This is a genomic window from Spiroplasma endosymbiont of Ammophila pubescens (assembly GCF_964020965.1).
In the GTDB taxonomy this organism is placed as follows: domain Bacteria; phylum Bacillota_I; class Bacilli_A; order Mycoplasmatales; family Mycoplasmataceae; genus Spiroplasma.
The window spans coordinates 73,047-93,854 of the sequence record NZ_OZ026611.1; the positions used below are offsets into that span (position 1 = coordinate 73,047).

At 22.2% G+C, this 20,808-nt stretch carries 28 protein-coding genes and 1 pseudogene; 19 read left to right on the plus strand and 10 right to left on the minus strand.

Going from position 1 to position 20,808, the window contains the following annotated elements:
• The first annotated feature begins 14 nt into the window (after positions 1-14).
• Positions 15-284, plus strand: coding sequence for a hypothetical protein (locus ABNT63_RS00455; RefSeq protein WP_348735939.1), 270 nt, complete (start codon positions 15-17; stop codon positions 282-284).
• A 70-nt stretch (positions 285-354) separates the two neighbouring features.
• On the opposite strand, the gene ABNT63_RS00460 is transcribed toward ABNT63_RS00455, so the two are convergent.
• Positions 355-486, minus strand: coding sequence for a hypothetical protein (locus ABNT63_RS00460; protein WP_258272988.1), 132 nt, complete (start codon positions 484-486; stop codon positions 355-357).
• Between the two features lie 58 nt (positions 487-544).
• Here ABNT63_RS00460 and ABNT63_RS00465 point away from each other — a divergent pair, with 58 nt between their 5' ends.
• From ABNT63_RS00465 to ABNT63_RS00490, 6 genes are all read left to right on the plus strand, one after another.
• Positions 545-1,159, plus strand: a complete 615-nt coding sequence (locus tag ABNT63_RS00465; protein WP_348735940.1) for a hypothetical protein — start codon at positions 545-547, stop codon at positions 1,157-1,159.
• Between the two features lie 180 nt (positions 1,160-1,339).
• Entirely contained in the window at positions 1,340-1,552 is a 213-nt protein-coding gene (locus tag ABNT63_RS00470) for a hypothetical protein (protein WP_348735941.1), read from the plus strand.
• The gene (locus ABNT63_RS00475) at positions 1,552-1,773 is read left to right on the plus strand and encodes a hypothetical protein (protein WP_348735942.1); all 222 of its coding nucleotides are present in this window, start codon (positions 1,552-1,554) and stop codon (positions 1,771-1,773) included. Before ABNT63_RS00470 ends, ABNT63_RS00475 begins: the two co-directional genes overlap by 1 nt.
• 132 nt (positions 1,774-1,905) lie before the next feature.
• Complete coding sequence (locus ABNT63_RS00480) at positions 1,906-2,346, plus strand: hypothetical protein (RefSeq protein WP_348735943.1); 441 nt, start codon at positions 1,906-1,908, stop codon at positions 2,344-2,346.
• Positions 2,347-2,459: 113 nt separating this feature from the next.
• On the plus strand, positions 2,460-3,386 hold the full coding sequence (locus tag ABNT63_RS00485) for a hypothetical protein (protein WP_348735944.1): 927 nt from the start codon (positions 2,460-2,462) through the stop codon (positions 3,384-3,386).
• A 135-nt stretch (positions 3,387-3,521) separates the two neighbouring features.
• Positions 3,522-3,920, plus strand: a complete 399-nt coding sequence (locus ABNT63_RS00490) for a hypothetical protein (RefSeq protein WP_348735945.1) — start codon at positions 3,522-3,524, stop codon at positions 3,918-3,920.
• Positions 3,921-4,023: 103 nt separating this feature from the next.
• Here the strand turns inward: ABNT63_RS00490 and ABNT63_RS00495 are convergent, their stop codons facing one another.
• The 4 genes from ABNT63_RS00495 to ABNT63_RS00510 all read right to left on the minus strand — a co-directional run bounded on the left by ABNT63_RS00495 (position 4,024) and on the right by ABNT63_RS00510 (position 6,499).
• A complete protein-coding gene (locus ABNT63_RS00495; RefSeq protein WP_348735946.1) occupies positions 4,024-4,149 on the minus strand; it encodes a hypothetical protein in 126 nt (41 codons plus the stop codon).
• 259 nt (positions 4,150-4,408) lie between these two features.
• Positions 4,409-4,534: a lipoprotein gene (locus ABNT63_RS00500; RefSeq protein ID WP_348735947.1), complete on the minus strand. Its 126-nt coding sequence runs from the start codon at positions 4,532-4,534 to the stop codon at positions 4,409-4,411.
• A gap of 356 nt (positions 4,535-4,890) precedes the next feature.
• On the minus strand, positions 4,891-6,324 hold the full coding sequence (locus tag ABNT63_RS00505) for a ribosome-inactivating family protein (protein WP_348735948.1): 1,434 nt from the start codon (positions 6,322-6,324) through the stop codon (positions 4,891-4,893).
• Positions 6,305-6,499 carry a hypothetical protein gene (locus ABNT63_RS00510; RefSeq protein ID WP_348735949.1) on the minus strand — a complete coding sequence of 65 codons (195 nt, stop codon included), beginning with the start codon at positions 6,497-6,499 and terminating at the stop codon, positions 6,305-6,307. Before ABNT63_RS00510 ends, ABNT63_RS00505 begins: the two co-directional genes overlap by 20 nt.
• A 409-nt stretch (positions 6,500-6,908) precedes the next feature.
• Between ABNT63_RS00510 and ABNT63_RS11330 the strand changes: the two are divergent.
• The 4 genes and pseudogenes from ABNT63_RS11330 (at position 6,909) to ABNT63_RS00530 (ending at position 11,132) form a co-directional block, all read left to right on the plus strand.
• Positions 6,909-7,844: pseudogene (locus ABNT63_RS11330) on the plus strand (IS30 family transposase).
• 253 nt (positions 7,845-8,097) lie between these two features.
• On the plus strand, positions 8,098-9,069 hold the full coding sequence (locus tag ABNT63_RS00520) for a hypothetical protein (RefSeq protein WP_348735951.1): 972 nt from the start codon (positions 8,098-8,100) through the stop codon (positions 9,067-9,069).
• Positions 9,070-9,267: 198 nt separating this feature from the next.
• Entirely contained in the window at positions 9,268-9,741 is a 474-nt protein-coding gene (locus ABNT63_RS00525) for a DUF2278 family protein (protein ID WP_348735952.1), read from the plus strand.
• Positions 9,742-10,877: 1,136 nt separating this feature from the next.
• The gene (locus ABNT63_RS00530; protein WP_348735953.1) at positions 10,878-11,132 is read left to right on the plus strand and encodes a hypothetical protein; all 255 of its coding nucleotides are present in this window, start codon (positions 10,878-10,880) and stop codon (positions 11,130-11,132) included.
• Positions 11,133-11,254: 122 nt separating this feature from the next.
• Here the strand turns inward: ABNT63_RS00530 and ABNT63_RS00535 are convergent, their stop codons facing one another.
• From ABNT63_RS00535 to ABNT63_RS00545, 3 genes are all read right to left on the minus strand, one after another.
• Positions 11,255-11,428: a cob(I)yrinic acid a,c-diamide adenosyltransferase gene (locus tag ABNT63_RS00535; protein WP_348735954.1), complete on the minus strand. Its 174-nt coding sequence runs from the start codon at positions 11,426-11,428 to the stop codon at positions 11,255-11,257.
• 144 nt (positions 11,429-11,572) lie between these two features.
• Entirely contained in the window at positions 11,573-11,938 is a 366-nt protein-coding gene (locus ABNT63_RS00540; RefSeq protein ID WP_348735955.1) for an integrase core domain-containing protein, read from the minus strand.
• Positions 11,910-12,659, minus strand: coding sequence for a hypothetical protein (locus ABNT63_RS00545; RefSeq protein WP_348735956.1), 750 nt, complete (start codon positions 12,657-12,659; stop codon positions 11,910-11,912). The genes ABNT63_RS00540 and ABNT63_RS00545 overlap by 29 nt, the downstream gene beginning before the upstream one ends.
• Before the next feature lie 180 nt (positions 12,660-12,839).
• Between ABNT63_RS00545 and ABNT63_RS00550 the strand changes: the two genes are divergently transcribed.
• Positions 12,840-13,025 carry a lipoprotein gene (locus ABNT63_RS00550; protein WP_348735957.1) on the plus strand — a complete coding sequence of 62 codons (186 nt, stop codon included), beginning with the start codon at positions 12,840-12,842 and terminating at the stop codon, positions 13,023-13,025.
• A 237-nt stretch (positions 13,026-13,262) separates the two neighbouring features.
• On the opposite strand, the gene ABNT63_RS00555 is transcribed toward ABNT63_RS00550, so the two are convergent.
• Entirely contained in the window at positions 13,263-13,667 is a 405-nt protein-coding gene (locus ABNT63_RS00555; RefSeq protein ID WP_348735958.1) for a lipoprotein, read from the minus strand.
• A gap of 72 nt (positions 13,668-13,739) precedes the next feature.
• On the opposite strand from ABNT63_RS00555, the gene ABNT63_RS00560 reads away from it, so the two are divergent.
• The 4 genes from ABNT63_RS00560 to ABNT63_RS00575 all read left to right on the plus strand — a co-directional run bounded on the left by ABNT63_RS00560 (position 13,740) and on the right by ABNT63_RS00575 (position 18,487).
• On the plus strand, positions 13,740-14,174 hold the full coding sequence (locus tag ABNT63_RS00560) for a UPF0236 family transposase-like protein (protein WP_348735959.1): 435 nt from the start codon (positions 13,740-13,742) through the stop codon (positions 14,172-14,174).
• A gap of 15 nt (positions 14,175-14,189) precedes the next feature.
• Positions 14,190-14,777 carry a UPF0236 family transposase-like protein gene (locus tag ABNT63_RS00565; protein ID WP_348735960.1) on the plus strand — a complete coding sequence of 196 codons (588 nt, stop codon included), beginning with the start codon at positions 14,190-14,192 and terminating at the stop codon, positions 14,775-14,777.
• 408 nt (positions 14,778-15,185) lie between these two features.
• The gene (locus ABNT63_RS00570; protein WP_348735961.1) at positions 15,186-16,814 is read left to right on the plus strand and encodes a lipoprotein; all 1,629 of its coding nucleotides are present in this window, start codon (positions 15,186-15,188) and stop codon (positions 16,812-16,814) included.
• Positions 16,815-16,849: 35 nt separating this feature from the next.
• Positions 16,850-18,487 (plus strand): lipoprotein, encoded by a 1,638-nt coding sequence (locus ABNT63_RS00575; RefSeq protein ID WP_348735962.1) that lies wholly within the window; start codon positions 16,850-16,852, stop codon positions 18,485-18,487.
• A gap of 379 nt (positions 18,488-18,866) precedes the next feature.
• Here ABNT63_RS00575 and ABNT63_RS00580 read toward each other — a convergent pair whose 3' ends face one another.
• Entirely contained in the window at positions 18,867-19,157 is a 291-nt protein-coding gene (locus ABNT63_RS00580; protein ID WP_348735963.1) for a hypothetical protein, read from the minus strand.
• A gap of 207 nt (positions 19,158-19,364) precedes the next feature.
• Between ABNT63_RS00580 and ABNT63_RS00585 the strand changes: the two genes are divergently transcribed.
• From ABNT63_RS00585 to ABNT63_RS00595, 3 genes are all read left to right on the plus strand, one after another.
• Positions 19,365-19,760, plus strand: coding sequence for a hypothetical protein (locus tag ABNT63_RS00585; RefSeq protein ID WP_348735964.1), 396 nt, complete (start codon positions 19,365-19,367; stop codon positions 19,758-19,760).
• A gap of 333 nt (positions 19,761-20,093) precedes the next feature.
• The gene (locus tag ABNT63_RS00590; RefSeq protein ID WP_348735965.1) at positions 20,094-20,567 is read left to right on the plus strand and encodes a hypothetical protein; all 474 of its coding nucleotides are present in this window, start codon (positions 20,094-20,096) and stop codon (positions 20,565-20,567) included.
• 2 nt (positions 20,568-20,569) lie between these two features.
• Positions 20,570-20,785: a hypothetical protein gene (locus ABNT63_RS00595; RefSeq protein WP_348735966.1), complete on the plus strand. Its 216-nt coding sequence runs from the start codon at positions 20,570-20,572 to the stop codon at positions 20,783-20,785.
• Positions 20,786-20,808 lie beyond the last annotated feature (23 nt).

Consider the following 20,808-nt stretch of genomic DNA (forward strand, 5'->3'; position numbering starts at 1 on the left):
AAGGAGATGTTATTATGTCAAAATTAGAAGTTAAAGATGTAATTATGTTTTTGAAAATCTTTGGAGTTTCATTATTGTTTTTTATCGCAGGAATTATTATTTGTTTTATAGGATCTACTAAATTAGGAATTGGTTGACCCGCATATGTAATTATTGGTTCAATTCTTAATGGTTTTGGAGTTATTGTTTTAATTATTGAAACAATTAGATTTATCAAAACACATAACAAACAACAAAAACAAGATAGTATTGAAGATGTTATTAAAAAAGAAGATACAAAATAAAGAGGTGTTATAAATGGAATTATTACCAGCAAAAAAGAAATTAAAAAAAAGAATATGATATTGATAGTTATTATCTTAATTTAGCATCAACGATTACTAATCGTAAAAATGTTACTGTTCAAAAACATAATGAGATTTTAGAAAAAAGAATTTGTGAAGATAATGCTAATTTTTTAAATCCGCGAGATTTAGAAATTAGCATTTATAATCCACTTACTAATCAAAAAATAGATACTAAATTAATTAATAGCTTTTTAAAAATGCAGGACTTTACCAATAAGAATTGATATAACGAATATAAAATTAATAAGAATGGTAAAGGTGCATATTTTATTTTTGCTAATAATTCAAAACTTAATTTTATTACTATTGATTTTTACAATGACCAATATGATGAATTAGGTAATTTAGTATCTTGTACTTTTGATTATGACCCTTATATTAAAAATGACCAGAGTATTTTTATTACTGAAAAATTAGAAATTGATTATGTAACTAAACAAGTAAAAGTTATTAGAAAGTTAAAAACACAATTATACAGTACTATTACCGACTTATATATTGATGATGCTAAATGAAATAACTATACAACTTTACAAAGAGAAGAAATATTACCACTTAATTTTATCCCGATTGAAATTATTCCTAATAACCCTAATTTTGAACCTTCTGCTCATTATGGTAAACAATTTGCTAGTATTTTAGATATTATTGCTGAAAAAATAATGCTACACTCATTATTAAATAGTGGTAAATTTACCATTAATACTAATGGAGTGACTGGTGTTGTTGACCAAGAAATTAGTAAAATGTTAGCTTCATTTATTGAAAATGACTTGTTATTAGTTGAAGGAGACCCTGATAGTAATTTTTAACCAGTAGACTATATTGCTGGTAATTTTAAAGGTGAATAATTAACCAAAATATATGATTGATTATTAACAAATTACTATAAAATAAATCGTCATCATGTTTCCGCAATTGCTAAGGGAGTCCAACAAACACAAGCTGAAGTTGCTGGTGTAAATATTTAAACAAACGCATCATACGAACAAATGATATATATTAGAGAAATTAAATTAACTGAATTTATTATTAAGTTAATTAAATATGATAATGCTATTTTAAACAGTAGAACATTCAATATTAAAAATATTGATGAGTTAATTATTGATGTTCGCTTACCAGTAAATGCTACTTTAAACAGACAACTAAAAAACAACGAAACTATTATCAATATGCCCAACGAAGAAGGAAAACAAAAATAATGTTAAAACCATCTGAAAAAATGTTAGCACAATTAGCGGAAAATGATGAACCAATTGACTATTCAATCGATAGTATTCCGTTAGATTTTGCTAATCAATCTCAGTACAGCGATCCTGATTTAGCACAATTATTTAGTGAAGACCGTGCCAGAACCTTATATATTTATAAAATTAATAATCTTGTTAAGACAAAGCAAAAACCAATCTTAAACTACTCTTAAAATAGCGTTAAAATAGGTTTTATTGATAAAGATAAATATATTAAGATTATTGGTTATGAAATTAGTGACTTTAACTTTAAATTACAAGTTCAACAAAATACCACAATTCAAGACAATAGCACAAGTTATGTAATGATTGATGAAAAAGATATTTTAATCAATGATATTTCAAAACAAGACAAAGAATTTTTAGAGTCTTATGACTTAAAAATAGTTTCCATTAATGAACCAATTAGCGAAGACAATAAAAATGAATGTTACATCATTGAAAAATATAAACATCCTTATTCACCAGACGGGGTTGATATTATTAAATCTACTCATTTAGTTAAGGTGACTGATTTTAAATGAAAAAATCAAAATAACATTCATTTAATATTACAAAAATCATTACCAGAAGATACAATATTTACTGGGATTGAAATTAAATATCCTAAATCAATGTTATTTGGTAATATTAAATGTTGAGGCAATGTCAATGGTGTTTATTCTTATCCATCATCAAATATTGAAAATGCTAGTTTAGTACCATTGTTATCAATGCCAATTCAATTGAAACAAATCCTACTTTAAGAGTATTTCAATATTGATTTACCGAAAGTTTTTTACCGTGAAACATTGCCAAAAACTATATTCAAGGAAAAGATATTTTAGATTTATTAGATATTAAAGAATTAAATATTGTTTTGTTAAATTATTTAACATATCGTTATAACTATGATCGAAAATTTCAAGGGGCAAAATACGATGAAAAAGATAATCCTACTAATAAAGCAGCAGAATTACGCCAAAAATTTGAAGGACAAAAACAAGAAGATGTAATTGATGGTTTATTTGAAAACTGAAAATTAGACAATCCAACCCTTATTAATGATAATATTGTCAAAAGATTTAAACAAATTATTTATATGTTATTAAATTACACATATAGCAAATATGCAATTAATAAAGGTTATAATGATGATGTTAAGTTACTTTCACCTTATTATTTTGAATTAATTTCATCACCAAATCCAAAAGAAAATAGATATTGAGAATTTGAACATTGTAAAGTTAAATTAAATTCATCATATTTTAATTTTTCAGGTTGAATAGGACCACCACCTGAACCAATAAATTATTGAAAAGAAGTTGAAGAAAGTGATAAATCATTTATAATTGACAGTAAATATTATATAGTTGTTGCTCGAAATAGTTTAAATAGTGATTGAAAGATATTTAAATTAAAAAATAATGGTGAAAAAGGTAGTGGTTTAAAAACAGATTGATGTGAAAGACCTGTTGGCTGGATTTTTACTTCTAATGGTATTTATTTAGCTACAGGTAATTTGCTAGATACTTCAATGGAATATGTATGAGGTAAAAATAAAAAATATGAAAGTTATATTAAATCAGTTTACCGCTGAGATGCTATAGATGAACCAAACACACCATTTATTTCACCTAAAACAGAACAAATTACTGATTGAAATTTAAAACAACAACTAAATGTTAATAACAACAAAGATAATAAAATTAAAGTAAGTTTTAAAAACAAAGATATTTCAGAAAACCCAATTTATCAATTAGAAGCAAATTATTTTAATTGATTATCCATAACAAATGAATTATAAACAAATAACATTCCTTCCCTTATTCCTGCTGAAATTAAATTATCTGATGGTGAATATGGCAAGTATTTAACTAATTTAATTGTTTCTAATGACAAAATAGAAGAATATTTAAACTATTTTTCACAATAATATAGTTTGCTTTATTCTAAGGCAGTTTGAATAAATATAACTAAAAATTTAGTTGAAGATAATATTAAAATAACTTATGATGAAAAACTATTATTTTTAAATCAAATTGAAATATCGGGTATATGAGGTTATGGAAACTATGATATTAATATTTTTATTGAAAAATCAAATGAAAAAATTATTGAAGGAAAAGATATTAACTTAGAATTAATTAAAAATTGTCCTATTTTAACTAAGGCCAGTGAAAAAGATAGAAATACATATTTAGAATTAATAAAAGATGATACATGATATTTGTATAAAAATGGTGTTGAAGATGAAAAATCTTATTCAAATAAAGCGGTTGCTGATTTTTTAAAACAATCAAATAGTATAATATTTTCCTACCCACCCACAAAAGAATAAATTAATATTAATAATTTACAACTATTTAATATAAATAATGAAAAATTATCATTAATTACATTAGAAATATAAAAAAATTTTTAAATCTTCTAAAAATTTTTTATTAAAGTGTTATTTCACCAGTTTTATTATTTACAGCTAAACTAGGAATATTTTTATTTAAATTTCAACGGTAAACTGATTTAATATAACTTTCATATTTTTTATTTTTACCTCATACATATTCCATTGAAGTATCTAGCAAATTACCTGTAGCTAAATAAATACCATTAGAAGTAAAAATCCAGCCAACAGGTCTTTCACATCAATCTGTTTTTAAACCACTACCTTTTTCACTATTATTTTTTAATTTAAATATCTTTCAATCACTATTTAAACTATTTCGAGCAACAACTATATAATATTTACTGTCTACTGTATTAAATGGTTTTTCTTGTGGTGCTATTCATTCTAAGTTATTTTTAATTTCTTGATTAACAGTATCTATTTTATGTTTTTCTTTTTCTTTTTTTTAAATCATCTTCGCTATATTGTGTTTTATTACAAGCAACTAAATTTGTTGTACTTGTTCCGATTAAAATGATTGTTCCAATAAAACTTAATAATCTTTTCATAATTAATTATTATATAATCTAATACCATTACCTAATTTCATGTGACAATTAAGTGATGCACCAGAAGCTCATCATTCACAATATTGTAATCCGAATACTTTTAAATAATATTTATTATTTTCTCAATATCAAGTTAATCCAAATCTTTGATTAATTTCTATTTTTGCTTCACCATCTTTATCTCAAAATTTTTGTAATTCTTGTTCTTTATTTTGTGGTACGTTATTTTTTGTGTTTTCAATTATATTTTTAAAATTGTTATTTTTATCTTTTAAAAATCTATTAATATCTTGACCTTTTAATTTTTTAACTTTTCCTCAACTTGCTTTACAATTGTTTGTATAAACTCAACTTCCTTAATTTACCGTAGTTCCTCAACAATTATTATCGGTATCTCCTAAAAATTCTATTTTATTAAAATTTTCAACAGGGTTAATTTTATCTAAATTTAGTAAAAATGATTTTGTATTTCAATAATTATGTAATGTTGATTCAAAATCTAACTTTTTATTTTCTTTATTTTTATCATAATATAATTTTAATTCTTTTTCTAAGTTAGAACTTTCAGCATTTCACAATATTTCTCCTATAATATGTTCATCATTTATAAGTTTTGTATTTAAAAAATAAACTTTTTCGTTATTTGTAGAAACATAAAAATTACCGTTGTCAAATTCTTTTATACTTGTTATTTCGGTATGGTAATTTTTATCATTATCAATATTATCTACTTTTAAAACTACTCCATTTTTGCGAATAAAATAAAGTCCTTCAGTTGTTCCAACAAAAATATCTCCACTTTTTAAATTGTCACCTTTATTATTTTCATCTAAAATTTTAACAAAAGTTATTTTTTTATTTTTTAAAAGGTAATTTTGTTCTGTCCCTTTAATCGCATCACAATATTCATTTTTTATATTGTTATTTATAATTCTTGTTCTTCTATCACAATTTAAAGTTGGTTGCATAAGTAACCCAAGAATAATTCTAACATCTGTATTTGCAAGAGCCTGAGCAATTGTATTCAATGGTAATTGTGATAATAAATTATAAAATGATTCATTAATAACTTCGTTGATATTACCAAATCTTGCTTGAATATTATTAATTGCGTCAATAATATTATTGCTTATAGATTGTCAATTTGTTACAATAGCACGAACATTGGTATGACCACTATTTTCTGCAGGATTTCAATATATATTGCTATAACCTTCGATTATTTTATTTAAAATTAAATTAAAAACACTTCTAAATCTTAAAGCTTCTGAAGTTACTAAAATTATATATCCTAAAGCTTTTTTTATTAAATTATTATTACTATTATTATTTCTTCAATTATGTAGAGTAGTAAATGCATTTTGAATAGAAAATCAATTAATTGAATGACTACTATCGGCACCTCCTAAAAGAATATTATAATGTCCATCAAATTGGAGAGGAAAATCAGCTGCAATAGTATTATCTATATGTCTTAATTCTAAATTGGAGTGATCAGAGTCGGATAATCAATAATAATTTATAATAATATTTTCTTGAAAAATACCTATAATGTTAATAAAATCAACAATATAAAAATAGTTTAATCTAATAACTAACTCAATTTCACCTCCCGCTTCATTATCAATTATAGAAACAGGCAATATAATATAGTGATTACTATTTAAATAACTACTATTTAATGCATATATTTTTGAACTATTATTTTCAAAAACTGATATTAAAATGTTTTCATTTATTAAATAATTAATAATTTCATTTAAACTCGATTTATATTTTTTTTGGATCATTATTATCAATAATTAGTTTTTTATTATATTTTATAAAATTATTATTTTGTCTTTTATTTCTATTTAAAGTTTCTAAATTATTTTCTTGATTTTGATAAGGACTAGCGGCAATTGTTGTTGGTATTGCGCTTCCACTAATTGTTAATACACTTAATAAACTTAAAAGTTTTTTCATTTTGTATAATTTCCTTTCTAATCTTAAAACTTTTTATCAAGATTTATTGACATTATATATATATATATATATGCAAACACTTTTTAAGCATATTTTAGAAAGGAAGTTATTTAAATGATTATTATTGTGATTATATTGTATTAATCTGGGCTCGCGGTGATTTTCATAAGTTTGTGAAAAATGCCTTAAAGTTTAAAAAACTTTTGCCGCGCTTTTCAAAATAATTGGAAAAATTCTAAGCGTTAAGCGAAGAATTTTATAAAGGTTCCCAAATTTGTTTGAAAGAACCTCAAAAGTTTTTTAAACTTTAAGGAATTTTATCACAAAAATTTAAGAAAATCAACCACTAACCCAAAACCTCAAAAAACTATATAAGTAACTTTGTATATAAAAGAAAGGATTTTTTAAAATGGATAAAACAAAGCATCATTTTACTTTTAAAGAAAGAGTAATGTTAAAAGATTTATTAGAACTTGATTTTTTAAAAAGAAAAAATGGTAAACCCAATATATCTAAAATAGCAAAAATATTGCATAAAAATCGCAATACAATTAGATGAGAAATAAAAAGGTTAAAAGATAATGAATATGATGCTAAATTAGCACACGAAGATTATTTACAAAAACGACAAAAATGTTTTAAAAAATCATCATTATTGCTAAATATTTTAGAATGACTAGATGAAAAATATAACAAATTTCATGATTCACCAGAACAAATCTGTAAAAAATATGAAAAAGAGTTTGGTATTAAATTTCCGGTATTTTTTAAAACTTTATATAAATATATTCATTTGGGATTTTTAAATTTCAAGAAAGATAATTTGTATTTTCATGATAGAAAATATAAAACAAAAAATAGAATTGATAACCGTGGAAAAATAAGAAATTTTAGAACTATTGAAGAAGCAAAACATGATAAATATGAATTTGGTTGATTTCAAATGGATACTATGATTGGTAAAAACAATAGTGTTTGTTTAGTTTTAATCGAAGAATTAACCTAATTTAAAATCATTGAATCATTAAAAGAAAAAACAACAAAAGAAGTTACAAACGCAGTAGAACGAATTTTTTCTAACAGATTTTTCAAAGATAGATGCAAAGGAATAATAAAAGATCAAGGCAAAGAATTTGCTGATTGAGAAAAAATTGAAAAAATAACAAATGCTAAAGTATATTTTTGTGATGCTGGAACTCCAACACAAAAACCCAAAGTTGAAAGAGCAATCCGCGATTTTAGACATTGATTTTCCAAAGGAATTGATTTAAGTATTTATTCAAGAAATTATTATCAAGAAGTTGCTAATATAATAAACTCTAAACTTAAAAAATCTTTACATTAACTATCTTCAAAAGAAGTTTTTATAAAAATGTTTAATTTTTAATCATTTTATTTTTCAGTGTGCCAAAATTCATAAATTTAAAACAAAACTACTAAATTTTTTTAAAATAAATTATATTGAACATTTATTTTATTGGTGTTATAATGAAATCAAATAAAGTGCTACACTTCATAGTACAATTTACAAAAATATTATCAATATTTTAAGTATTAATTTAATTATTAAGTTTTAGAAAAGGGAAAAATACTGAAAAATGAAAAAATTATTAAATATTTTAGGAATATGTGGATTAATTAGTACACCCGGAGGAAGTTTAACTGCTTGTAGCGATAATAAAAAACTGCAATATTTAGAAGAAACAATTCCTGAAACGACAAATCAAGAGCAAGAAGATAATATCAATAATGTTGAAACAACAATTCATCTATTAAATGATAAAATTAATATTTTAAATCAAAAAATAAACATAGAGAATCAACAAATAAACATAAAAAAAATCAAAAAATTACAAAATAATATTTTGCAACTAAAAGAAAAAATTAAAGAACTTGAAAAAACATTGGAACAAGCTGACCTTAGAAATATCAAGGAAATTAATTTGTTAGATTTAAAAATTAAAGTTGGTGATATTGAAAAAGTAAAAGAATCAGAAATTAGACCATATTTACAAGCAGCAATTTTAACAGCAATAAGACAACAATTAAATGCGACAATAACAGAAAATGATTTTTCTTTTAATTTCAATGATTACTTTAATCAGAATCAACCGCAAACAATTAATTTAGCAAAGACTGTTAATAATTATGTTATTAATATTGTAGGATATAATAATGCTAAGAATAGTATTAAGTTAGAAATTTTATTTCCAAAGGCAGTATATAAAATTGTTGATTTTACAAGTTTTACAAAAATTGAAATTCCAAGTCCTGAAGATAGATTGCCAAAATATCCAAATGATTATTTTACAGCATGACTTTTAGAAGAAAAAATTAGAACACAATTTTTAAAACAAATTCAAAAAATTGATCCTAATTTAAGTGAAAATGATTTTACGATTGTTTTTGAAGCTGAGCCTTATAAGAGTCGCATGTTTAATTTAAGAAAAGTTTTTATTAATGATGCTTCTAAAAATAAAACATTTGATATTACTATAATTGGTCACAAAAATGCTAAAGGTAAATTTACAACAACAATTAATTTAATAGATTTTTATAGTATAGAATAATTGTATTAATAAATAAAATTGTATTTAAAATAATGGTTGTCTAACTACCATTAAATTATTTAGTACTTTTTTGAATACTTATTTTTAAGTGAATGTGAAAATTAAAAATTAATTTAAAATAAGTATAAAATTATATCGAATAAGTAATATTTTATTCATATATAACTTTGCTTACTAAATAAAAAAGGACTGATTAAAATGACAAAAAATTCAAAATATAGTTTCTTAAAAGGGAATCTGACCAACAACTGAACTAGAAGTTCTAGAAATCCACATTATAATTTAACAATTACAGATCAAAATGAAGAAAATTATCAAGTAAATATTAATGTGCGGTCAAGGATAGCACCTTATGATGTTGAATATTTTATTAAGGAAAATATTAATCATCCAATTGTTGAACGCTGTTTTCAACTTATAGATAAAATGCATGTAGATTTAGAAACAGGTATTGATGGTTATTGTATTGATTATTTAAGTGGTAATTTTTTTGATTGCAATTATAAAACTATTTTACCATTTGTTAAAGATGATGAATTATCAAAACTTGAAACTATTTTTAACAAAATAGTAACTCCAGCATTAAATAATTCAAAATACAAAATTGGGTTTTGAGGAATGTTCTATGTTAATAATGGAATAAAAGGCATGCATGACATTCATATGAATTAAGGTAATGATACTAAATTTAAATCTGAAAACGGAATTTGACAAGATGGTGCATTTGCAATTTATAATGAGGAAAATAAGATTGTTGAACATATGATTTTTATAATGTTTCAATCTCAGTGTACAAATACTGACAATTCAGGAAATTGTATAAAATAATTTGATATTAATTTAAATATTGTAAAGCATAAATAACATTGGAAAAAAGATAATATTATTTCTTATTATCTTTTTTTTTATTTTTTATCAATTTATTGCTTTTTAGTCCAAAAATTTTCATAATTATATTTGCTTTTGCATTGTTATGAACATATTTTTTATCCTTATGTTGATTAAATATGTAGTGTCAATAACGATATTTTAAAAAAGTTATATGATTTCTACTGATTGATATATAGTATTTATTTTATTTAACTATATTTTTTCAAGTTTTAATTTACTGATTATATTCTTATCAAATTAATTGTAAAAGATTTTTATAATTTTACAACTAATTTGATAAAGACTAAATTTGTTTTAATTTTTTCAATTTTTTTATAAGATATTAGCTATAGTTTAATTTTTAATTATACTATTAAAATTTTAGGAGAAGTTAAATAATAAAATGAAAAAAATTATTTAGTATTTTAAGTGTAATAACATTAATAGAATCTGTTTGTTTAAATATATCATATCTTGTAATAATTAAAATACTGAAAAAAATAAAGAAAATATTTATTTACAAATATTGAACTAATAAATAAAATTAAAACAACAATTTATGATATTAATAAATTATTATATTTAATAAAAAATGTATCTTAAATAATAACAAAAATAAGTTATTAGTAATTTTAAGATTAAAGAGAACATTGGATTTAAAAAAAATACTTTAGTTTTAGAATTAAATTTTACTTTATTAATATGTGTACAAATTATTTACTTAATTTAATAATATTTTTTCATTTTAAAATATAAGTTTTATTTTATAGAAGGGAAAAAATATGAAAAAAAAATCAAAAAAGTGATGAATATTAAATTTCAATTTAATTTTTCTGGTTGTTTTACTTTTAAGCTTTATTTTATATGTATTATATTCTACTTATGGAAATTCAAAATTAATAGCTGAATCAGTAAACCATCCTATTTTATTAAGCTCAATGATTACTGAAAATGATTTAGGAACAATTAATACAAATGGGTTTCCTGTTCCAACAGAAAATCATATAAAAGATAAATTAAAAACAAAATATCATGATTTAAATATTGATGATATTAACGTAACAAATATTACGCAATGAAATGCAATAATTACAGCAAAAGATAGTAGTCTTTATAATGGGGAGTTACCAATTAAATATGCATGTAGTTGATGTAAAAAAAATGGCGAGTTGTTAATTAAAGACTATTGCTAATAACTTTATTTTTAATGTAGTTGTATCTAAAATTTTTAAATAGCATAAAATTTTAAGTATTTGCTTATGACAATTAAGAAAATATTATGAAACTATTAATTTATCTTTTTAAAAAAGTTAATTTAATATTCAATTCCTTTACGAGCAGGAACTTTTTGATAAAAATAATGTTTTGTTGCTTGAACATGACTAACTAAGTCAACAGCATTAATTAAATTATTAGTAATATGATGACCAGAAAAAGCCATTTCAATATTTGGAACTTTTTTTTTAATAATGCAGTATACCACACACATTTTGAAGATTGCAAGAAAACAAGAAAAAATAATAAAAAATATAATTTAAAATATAAAAACATTATTAAAAATGATATATATAAATAAAAATTCTAAAATTAACACACTAAAAAATAGTTTAAATAAAACTTTATAAATTTAAAATTATTTAATTAAATTAGTTAAAAATTCAAATGGTGTCTGAAAATTTAAAGATTTGTGCACTCTTTCAAAGTTATAAAAATAATAGTATTCATTTATTTTATTTTGTAAACCAACTGCATCCAATATTTTTTCTTCAAATACAAATAACTTAGTATAATTTTGATGAAATCTTTCAATTTTACCGTTTGACTGCGGAGAACGAACGGGTGTTGTTTGATGTAAAATATTTTTATCTGTTAAAAATTGAGTAAAAGTAGTTTCTTTAACGCTACTTTTTTGATTATTCCGATAACTATTAATAAATTCAGAACCGTTATCAGTCCTAATTTGTGTTATTTTAATGCCAAATATTTTTTTTAAAATCACTGATTGCTCTTTTAACAGCATCAATAGCATTCTTGGTGCTTAATTTATCATAAATATAACCGAATACTCCTCTTGTTCTTTCATAAATAAAATCATAAACATAATACTTTTTATCAACTGGAAATTTACTTGGCATAAAATATTTTGCATCCATTTGTAATAATCCTAATTCTTTAACTTCATATCTTGGATGTTGTCTTTTAATTTCTTTAATTTTATTTTTTATTTTTAATCAACACTTATCTTTTTTAAATCAACGAAAAAATGTTTTTAAATTTTTAGGTGCTTTATTTTTTAATTCTTCGCCATGAATTCCTTTTTTTAAATTATAAAACAATGATAAAACACCCCCAGCGTGTTTATCACAATATTCAAAATATAAATCATAGATATTTTCACGAACATCATTATTATATTGATAATTAATATTATTAGGAACTGTTGATTTTAATAATAAATCTTCAAAATTATTATTTGCATATGCAACTAAAATTTTATTCGCTCAATAATAAAAAGTTGAAAATTTATTTTTAAAATATTTTTTAATTAAGTCTTTTAATAACAACTTAGTTTCAAGAAAAAACTCCTTACATAAATTAATATATGCAAATATTTTCTTTTTTATTCTTTTATAATATTTATTTTGATAGTTTTTACTTAAAAAATCTTGCAATTTTGCTTGTAGATCGCTTAAATTAGAATCATTAATAATATATTTCATTAATTCACCTCATTTTTTTAAAAAAATAATATACTATAGTTATATCATTTAAATTAATTTTTATAAAACTTCAAACTTTTTTAAACAATCACAATAATAAGTAAAATATCGTTTCTAAAATATATTTAAAAATGCTTGTATATATAATGTCAATAGAATTTAATAAAAAAGGAGTAAAATATGAAAAAATGACTTAGTATTTTAGGAGCAATCGGATTAACAGCAACAAGTACAACATCATTAAAATTAGTTGTGATAAACCAAAATCAGATAATAATAATGAAAACGGTAAGGATAATAAACCTGAACCTACACCAGAACCAAAAAAACCACAAGAACCACCAAAAAATAGTAATTGAAAATTAGTTAATGGTTTTGTTAATGAAAAAAATAATAAAAATAAAAATTATATTGGTATTATAAAATTTGAAAATGGTTGAAAAATTATAAAATGAATTGGTAAAAGAATAGATTATAAATATCAATATAAAAATATTTATCGTTGAAACGGTGAAAGTATCCCATCAACCCCAAATATTAATAAAAATACTGGTGAAATTACAGATTGAAAAGGCTAAAAAGGAACTTAAAAATAGTTCCTTTTTAGCCTTTTCAATCTGTAATTTCACCAGTATTTTTATTGATTGTTGGTATTTGTGGTTCGCTAATGTTATCTCAACGATATAAACCTTTAAAATTATTATTATTTATATAAGTTTGTATACCCATATCGTATTTACTATTGTGTTTAAATTTTTTTATTTCTCATTCTTTTTCATTATAATGTTTTCAAATAACAAAATAATATTTATTATCAAAATTATTTTTAAGTCAATTAAAATTATTAAATAATTTTCAATTACTATTTTTTGGTGGTTGTTGTGGTTCTGGTTTATTATTTCCGTTTTCACTATTATTATTTGGTTTAGGTTTATCACAAGCAACTAAATTTGTTGTACTTGTTGCTGTTAATCCGATTGTTCCTAAAATACTAAGTAACTTTTTCATATATTTATTCCTTTCTGTAAAATGTTATAATTATTTTAATTATACTATACATTAACGAAAGGAAATAATAAAATGTTTAATTTTAATAAATTTAGTGCAAATATTTATGAAAATGCTTTAAATCAGTTAAAAGAAAAGATAGAAAGAATTGATAATATAATTTTTAAAAAACGAGATAAAATAAAATATTTTGTAAAAGAAATAAAAACTAGAAAAATTAAAACAGAATTTGGAATATTAATTTATAATAGAAGAATTTACAAATATCTTTATAAGGGTAAGTGAAAATATGTTCCTCTTGTTGATAAACAATTTGGAGTTGAAAAATGACAAAGAATAATTAATGATTTAAAATTAAAAATAATTGCTGAAATAGTAAAAAATAAAAGATATAGTGATATATTAGATATGTTTAATTGTAAATTGCATTTTTCATCTGTTTTGCGTATTTTACGAAAAGCATTAATAAAAAGAAAAGATAAAAAAATAGATTTAAAAAATTGATAAAATTTATATATCAATTTGGATGATGCACATGTAACTTTAAAAAATAAAAATAATAAATCTTTAAATAAAAAATATTGTTATTTTTTTCTTAATAAGAAAACTCGAGGAGCAGAATTTAATGCTTTATTTATTAAAAAACAAATTCAAAAATTTTTTAAAAATTATGAAAATATTAAATTAATTATTGGTGGGGATAGTGCTAAATGAATTAAAAAAACTGCTAAAATTTTAGATGGTATGTTTATATTTGATAGATTTCATGCAATAAGAGAATTAAAGAATAATATATATTGTGGTAATTGTAGTAAAGAATCCTTTAAAAATTATTTACACGCGAAGGAATTATTTTTACAAGGAAAATACGACGAATTTATAACTTTTTTAAAATCATTACAGAATGAAAGAATTAAATTAAGGTATTTTATTAATTTAAAAAATGGTATTTTAAATCAAAATAAAGAGTGAAATATTGGCGTATCTGCTGAAAGTGATGTTTCAAGAGTTGTAAAATCTTGTTTGGGATATGGGAATAAAACATTTTCATTTTCAACATTTAAAAATATTTTGGATTTAAAAATTATGAGATTTAATTTTAGTTTTTAAACTATTTTTTAATATTTTAAAATATGAAATTATTTTTTGTATTTTTATTTTTTTGTGTTATTATTTTTTTATAAAAGAAAAAAGTTTCTTGTTTTTAAATAAATTAAGTAATATCCGTTTATATGCAACACTCCCTTTTTTATAATGGAGAATAAGGCGATAGATTAATTTTGAAAAATTATAAATATAGTCTTAATTAAATAAGTATCAATAATGTTATTCAAAAGAAAGAGAAGGAATTACTAATGTTTACTGCTTATATTTTTAGATACTTATATGATATAGTTATTAATTTTTTTACTACAAAATGAATTTATCTATTTATTAAACAAAATAATCCTCCTCCGGCACTATTTTAATTTTATTCTAAAATAAAAAAATTAAAGTGCAAGAAATAGGAGAAAAAACATGAAAAAATTATTAAGTGTTTTAGGTGCTGTAACTTTAGTCGGCACTGGTGTGTCAAATATTGTAACATGTCATACAAAGACTAAGACGAAAAAAGAAGATACAACTGCGCGTGATATTGAAGTATTATCTGAAATTCAGAATAAAGCAGTTACTGCAATTACTGAGAAAATAAAAGAAAAGATGTATGTCGATAGTGGCAAAAATAATTTAGCAAAAATTTATGCAAAAGTTGACAATGTTAATTCAATGTATCAATTGAATTTAAACAATGCTGAAGATAAAAAATTAGCAAATTATTTTATTAATGATTTTACGAAGATTTTTGAAACAGTAAATTATAATTTACAGAATGAATATTCAAATTATTTTCCTAATAGTATGCCATTAAATTTTGATGAAGAGCGTAGTGTTATTAATGTTAATTTTGTAAATGTTGAAGCGATAAAAAATAAATTTCCTGTTGATATTAATCCAGAACCATTTAGTGCTGTTCGAATTGATTTTAAAGCTGTGGTAAGTATTAATTTTAAAACATTATTTTCAAGTTTTGAAATTTCTACAATCTATAATGTTACTGAGAATACAACCGCATTAAAAGTTCTTTCTGACAGAGCAACAACTTTTTTAATTAAAAATATTCAAGAATATTTTAATAACTTAGAAAACGCTGATTTTAGTACAAATGATATTTTTAAGCCTTTATATGATAATGTTCAATGAGATTTTTCGGAAAAAACTACAGCTTTAGATGAAAGATTAAAGTTTTCATTTAAAGAATATATTAGTAGTAAAAAAGAATTTCAGAATATAGAAATAACTTATAATGCTGTATCTTTGGTTGACCAACTAACAAAAGGAACTTTGTCTGTTCAAAAGAAAGGTTATGATATTATATCGGATAGTAGAAATATTCATGACTTGGAATTATCACAATGATTTAAATATGCGGACAAAAATGGTTGAAAAACTAATAGGGGTGTAACAGAAAGTGATTTTGTTAATTTTTATAAGAATAAAATTGGTACTGGTTTAAATATTAATGAAACAGATTATTTAAGTTTAGGAACTTTTAAAATTAATTTAACCTATATTAATATTTATGGTATATGTTTGTCAGGTTATGCCAAAAATAATGATGGTGAGGATTTAATGGTAAGTTTACAATTGTCAAAGGCGGCAATTGATAAAAAATTAAATAATTGAGGGAAAATTATTATTGCTTTTTGAAAATATATTACCAATAATGAGTCAATGTATGTTCGTTATGGAGTAGTTCACGTGGTAGTACCAAAATTATTATTTCAAAAGTTATTAGATAAAAATCAAAGAGATGGATTAAAAGGAACTTTGAAAGTATTAGTAGATAGTTTTAAAAGTTCTGAAGAAGCAACGGATTTAGAAGACATTGAATTATTTAATTTAATATCACATCCATTATTTGAAAGAGTAAAAGGAACGAAAAATAGTGCGAACAATAATCTTTTAGAATGAGTTCATCTATATTTGAAACAAAATTGAGCTGCTTTATTTACTTTTGGTGAAAAATTAGAGCATGGTTTATATTATTCGTTTGTAGGAGAAAAAGAAAAAAATGGGGTATATTTACAAATATGAAAGCAAAAGTAAATAATTAAATTTATAAAAAATAGGAGAAAAAAACTATGAAAAAATTATTAAGTGTTTTAGGTGCTGTAACTTTAGTCGGCACTGGTGTGTCAAATATTGTAACATGTCATACAAAGACTAAGACGAAAAAAGAAGATACAACTGCGCGTGATATTGAAGTATTATCTGAAATTCAGAATAAAGCAGTTACTGCAATTACTGAGAAAATAAAAGAAAAGATGTATGTCGATAGTGGCAAAAATAATTTAGCAAAAATTTATGCAAAAGTTGACAATGTTAATTCAATGTATAAATTGAATTTAAACAATGCTGAAGATAAAAAATTAGCAAATTATTTTATTAATGATTTTACGAAGATTTTTGAAACAGTAAATTATAATTTACAGAATGAATATTCAAATTATTTTCCTAATAGTATGCCATTAAATTTTGATGAAGAGCGTAGTGTTATTAATGTTAATTTTGTAAATGTTGAAGCGATAAAAAATAAATTTCCTGTTGATATTAATCCAGAACCATTTAGTGCTGTTCGAATTGATTTTAAAGCTGTGGTAAGTATTAATTTTAAAACATTATTTTCAAGTTTTGAAATTTCTACAATCTATAATGTTACTGAGAATACAACCGCATTAAAAGTTCTTTCTGACAGAGCAACAACTTTTTTAATTAAAAATATTCAAGAATATTTTAATAACTTAGAAAACGCTGATTTTAGTACAAATGATATTTTTAAGCCTTTATATGATAATGTTCAATGAGATTTTTCGGAAAAAACTACAGCTTTAGATGAAAGATTAAAGTTTTCATTTAAAGAATATATTAGTAGTAAAAAAGAATTTCAGAATATAGAAATAACTTATAATGCTGTTGAATTAATAGAACAAGTTATGAAGGGAGATTTATCTGCTAAAAATAAAGGCTTTGATAGTTTGAAAGATAATCGAAATATTAATAATTTAACTTTAGCTAATTGATTTAAAGGCGATGAAGGATCAAAGACTATTGAAAATGTTACAGAAGGTGATTTTGTTAATTTTTATAAGAATAAAATTAGTCCTGGTTTAAATATTAATGAAACAGATTATTTAAGTTTAGGAACTTTTAAAATTAATTTAACCTATATTAATATTTATGGTATAGGTTTATCAGGTTATGCCAAAAATAATGATGGTGAGGATTTAATGGTAAGTTTACAATTGTCAAAGGCGGCAATTGATAAAAAATTAAATAATTGAGGGAAAATTATTATTGCTTTTTGAAAATATATAAATAGTTTAAAAATTACAACTCAGGAAGTTGAACTTAAAGTTTCTAATTTACTATTTAAAAAATTATTAGATAAAAATCAAAGAGATGGATTAAAAGGAGTAACAAAAATTTTATTGGATGATTTTAAAAGTTCTGAAGAAGCAACGGATTTAGAAGACATTGAATTATTTAATTTAATATCACATCCATTATTTGAGAGAGCAAAAGGAGAAAAAATAGTTGATATTAATAAACGAGAAGGCTCATTTTTAGCATGAAAATATTCTGAAAACAAAAGTTGAGCTACTTTATTTACTTTTGGTAAAAATTTAAATAGTGGTTTATATTATTCTTTTGCTGGGATTGGGAAAAATAAATTACCAAGTAATTGTGTTTTATTTCTAATATATCCAATAGTGAAATAAATGATTAAAAAATATATTAAGAATAATTTATTGTTAAAGATAGATAAATTTAAAAACTTAATCTTTTAATTGATCTTTTAATTCAGATAGGACAATAAATTATGAAAAAGAACTTAGAATTATTATTACCTAGATTTTTTTGTTAAATACTAATTCATTTTATAAAATAAGAAAAAATAGAAAAAAAATAAATTTAATAAAAAGAAAAAATAATATAAGTAAAAAAATATTATTTGTGAAAAAATTGAATTAAAAACACCTGTAACTAAAGTTGATGGTTTTGCAAGAATAAATTCTAGTTAAAATGTATTTTTTGAACTAAAGAATTATTCCCTAAAAATAAATACTCATTATTTCAAATAAAAGAATTATCAAATAGTTATGAAGGATGAGCAGAAGGAAGTAGTTTTGACTCACAAACTAGCACTGGTTGGGTGAATTTATTTTCATTTGACTCTTCTGATAAAATAGTATTGGGAATACCTTTAGTAAGCGAAATAAAATTAAAAAGAAAAAATATTGGTAATATTTGATATACAGCTGATAAAGATACATATGTTATCGCATATGGCGAATTATTTTTAGATTTTGAATATGTTAATAATACTATTAATGTTAAATTAACAGCTAAAGCAACTGCTGCTAATCCGACCTTCTTGGGTTGAACCAAGACGCAGACAAAATTTTACTTTGAAATTATAATTTCTTAATTACATTATTTAAAAACAAATTATTAACTTAATTACAATGTGTTAATAAATCAAAATAAAAACTAAGCATTTTAAAGTTTAGTTTTTTCTTAGTATATGATATTATGGCAAAAGAATTAACTATGAAAATATTAAATTTATAATAAAAAAATTAAAGGAAAACATAAATGAAAAAAATATTATGTTTAATAAGTGCAACAGCAATTGGAATTAATGGGATGTCTTTTACAGTTGCTAATAATTCATATGAACATATAACTACTAACAAACAATTAGAAAAATTAAAACCAAACCAAATTATTAATTTAACTAAATATGATGATCAAAAATTAAGCAGATCAGAAAGAAAAACACTAGAAAAATTTGAAATAGTTTCATCTTCGGCACGCCCTATTGTAGAATTAGAATTAGATAAACAATTAGCAAGGTTAGTGCCAAAAGTAATGCCAAAATTATTAACTGCTAACCAGTATTCTTTTCAAAAAAATGCTCTTGAAAAATATTATAAATTTTTGTCATCGGAATTATTAAAATTAACACTAACAGCTAAGACTTGAATGTAAATAGTTGTTTTATTTATGTTAAATTTAAAAGAAGATTTTATAATTAAATTGAAAAATGGAATTGCTAATTTTCATAGAGAAGATCATAGTGCATGATAAAATTCAATTACAGACAATGATATAAATTCTTTTGCTGATTTAATTTGAGAAAATTTTCCTTACTATTATGACTTATTTCTTAATTTAGACCTTGATTATCAAGCTGTAAAAATTACTTCTTATTCTGGATATACATATTATTGAGATCAACAAAATCCTTGAAAATATAATGATATTTTTGGTAAAAGAACAGAACTAAAAAATAATCAAGACGACCTTACCTTCCAGCAGGAATTGAATACAACTGTTCAAGAAAGATATAGATATAATAATAACCAATGTATTGGAAAAAATAATGTTGTTGAATGATCAACAAGAACAAAAATTAAAATTAAAATTAACAAAATTATTTGAGAGAAAATAAATACAATTTTCTTTTCCAATGGTAAATATGATTTTATTAGTAAATTAACAAATTTATTATCAGTCTTTCCTCCTGTATATAATGATACTAAATATAAACTTAATTTAAAAGAGTTAAATTCTTTTGCTGATTTAATATGAGAAAATTTTAGTTATTATTATAATAGTTCTTTAAAATTAAAAAATAATGAGTCAATTCGAATAACTTCATATATTGGATATAAAGGTGGTTTTTGACAACGTGATTATTTTGAATATTATAATGAAATTGTTGATAGCAATAATGATATTGTTGAATGAAAAAAATTAATGGAAGAAAAATACAAAATAGTCAAGTTAAAATAATAGTGAAAATACATGATGAATTTTGGAAAAAAAGACAAACAACAGAGTACCCTGATATGACTACTCCTTCAACTAGTGGGATGACACAGTCAAACTTAGATGAAAAATTAGCAAAAGTGTTAACAATGACAATAAATAAGTCATTAAGTGCAGAGCAAAGACCTTCAACAAGTGGAACTTCTTCAATTTTAAATAAAATTGATAATTATTTAGATTAGACAGAAACACAAGAGGATAAAGG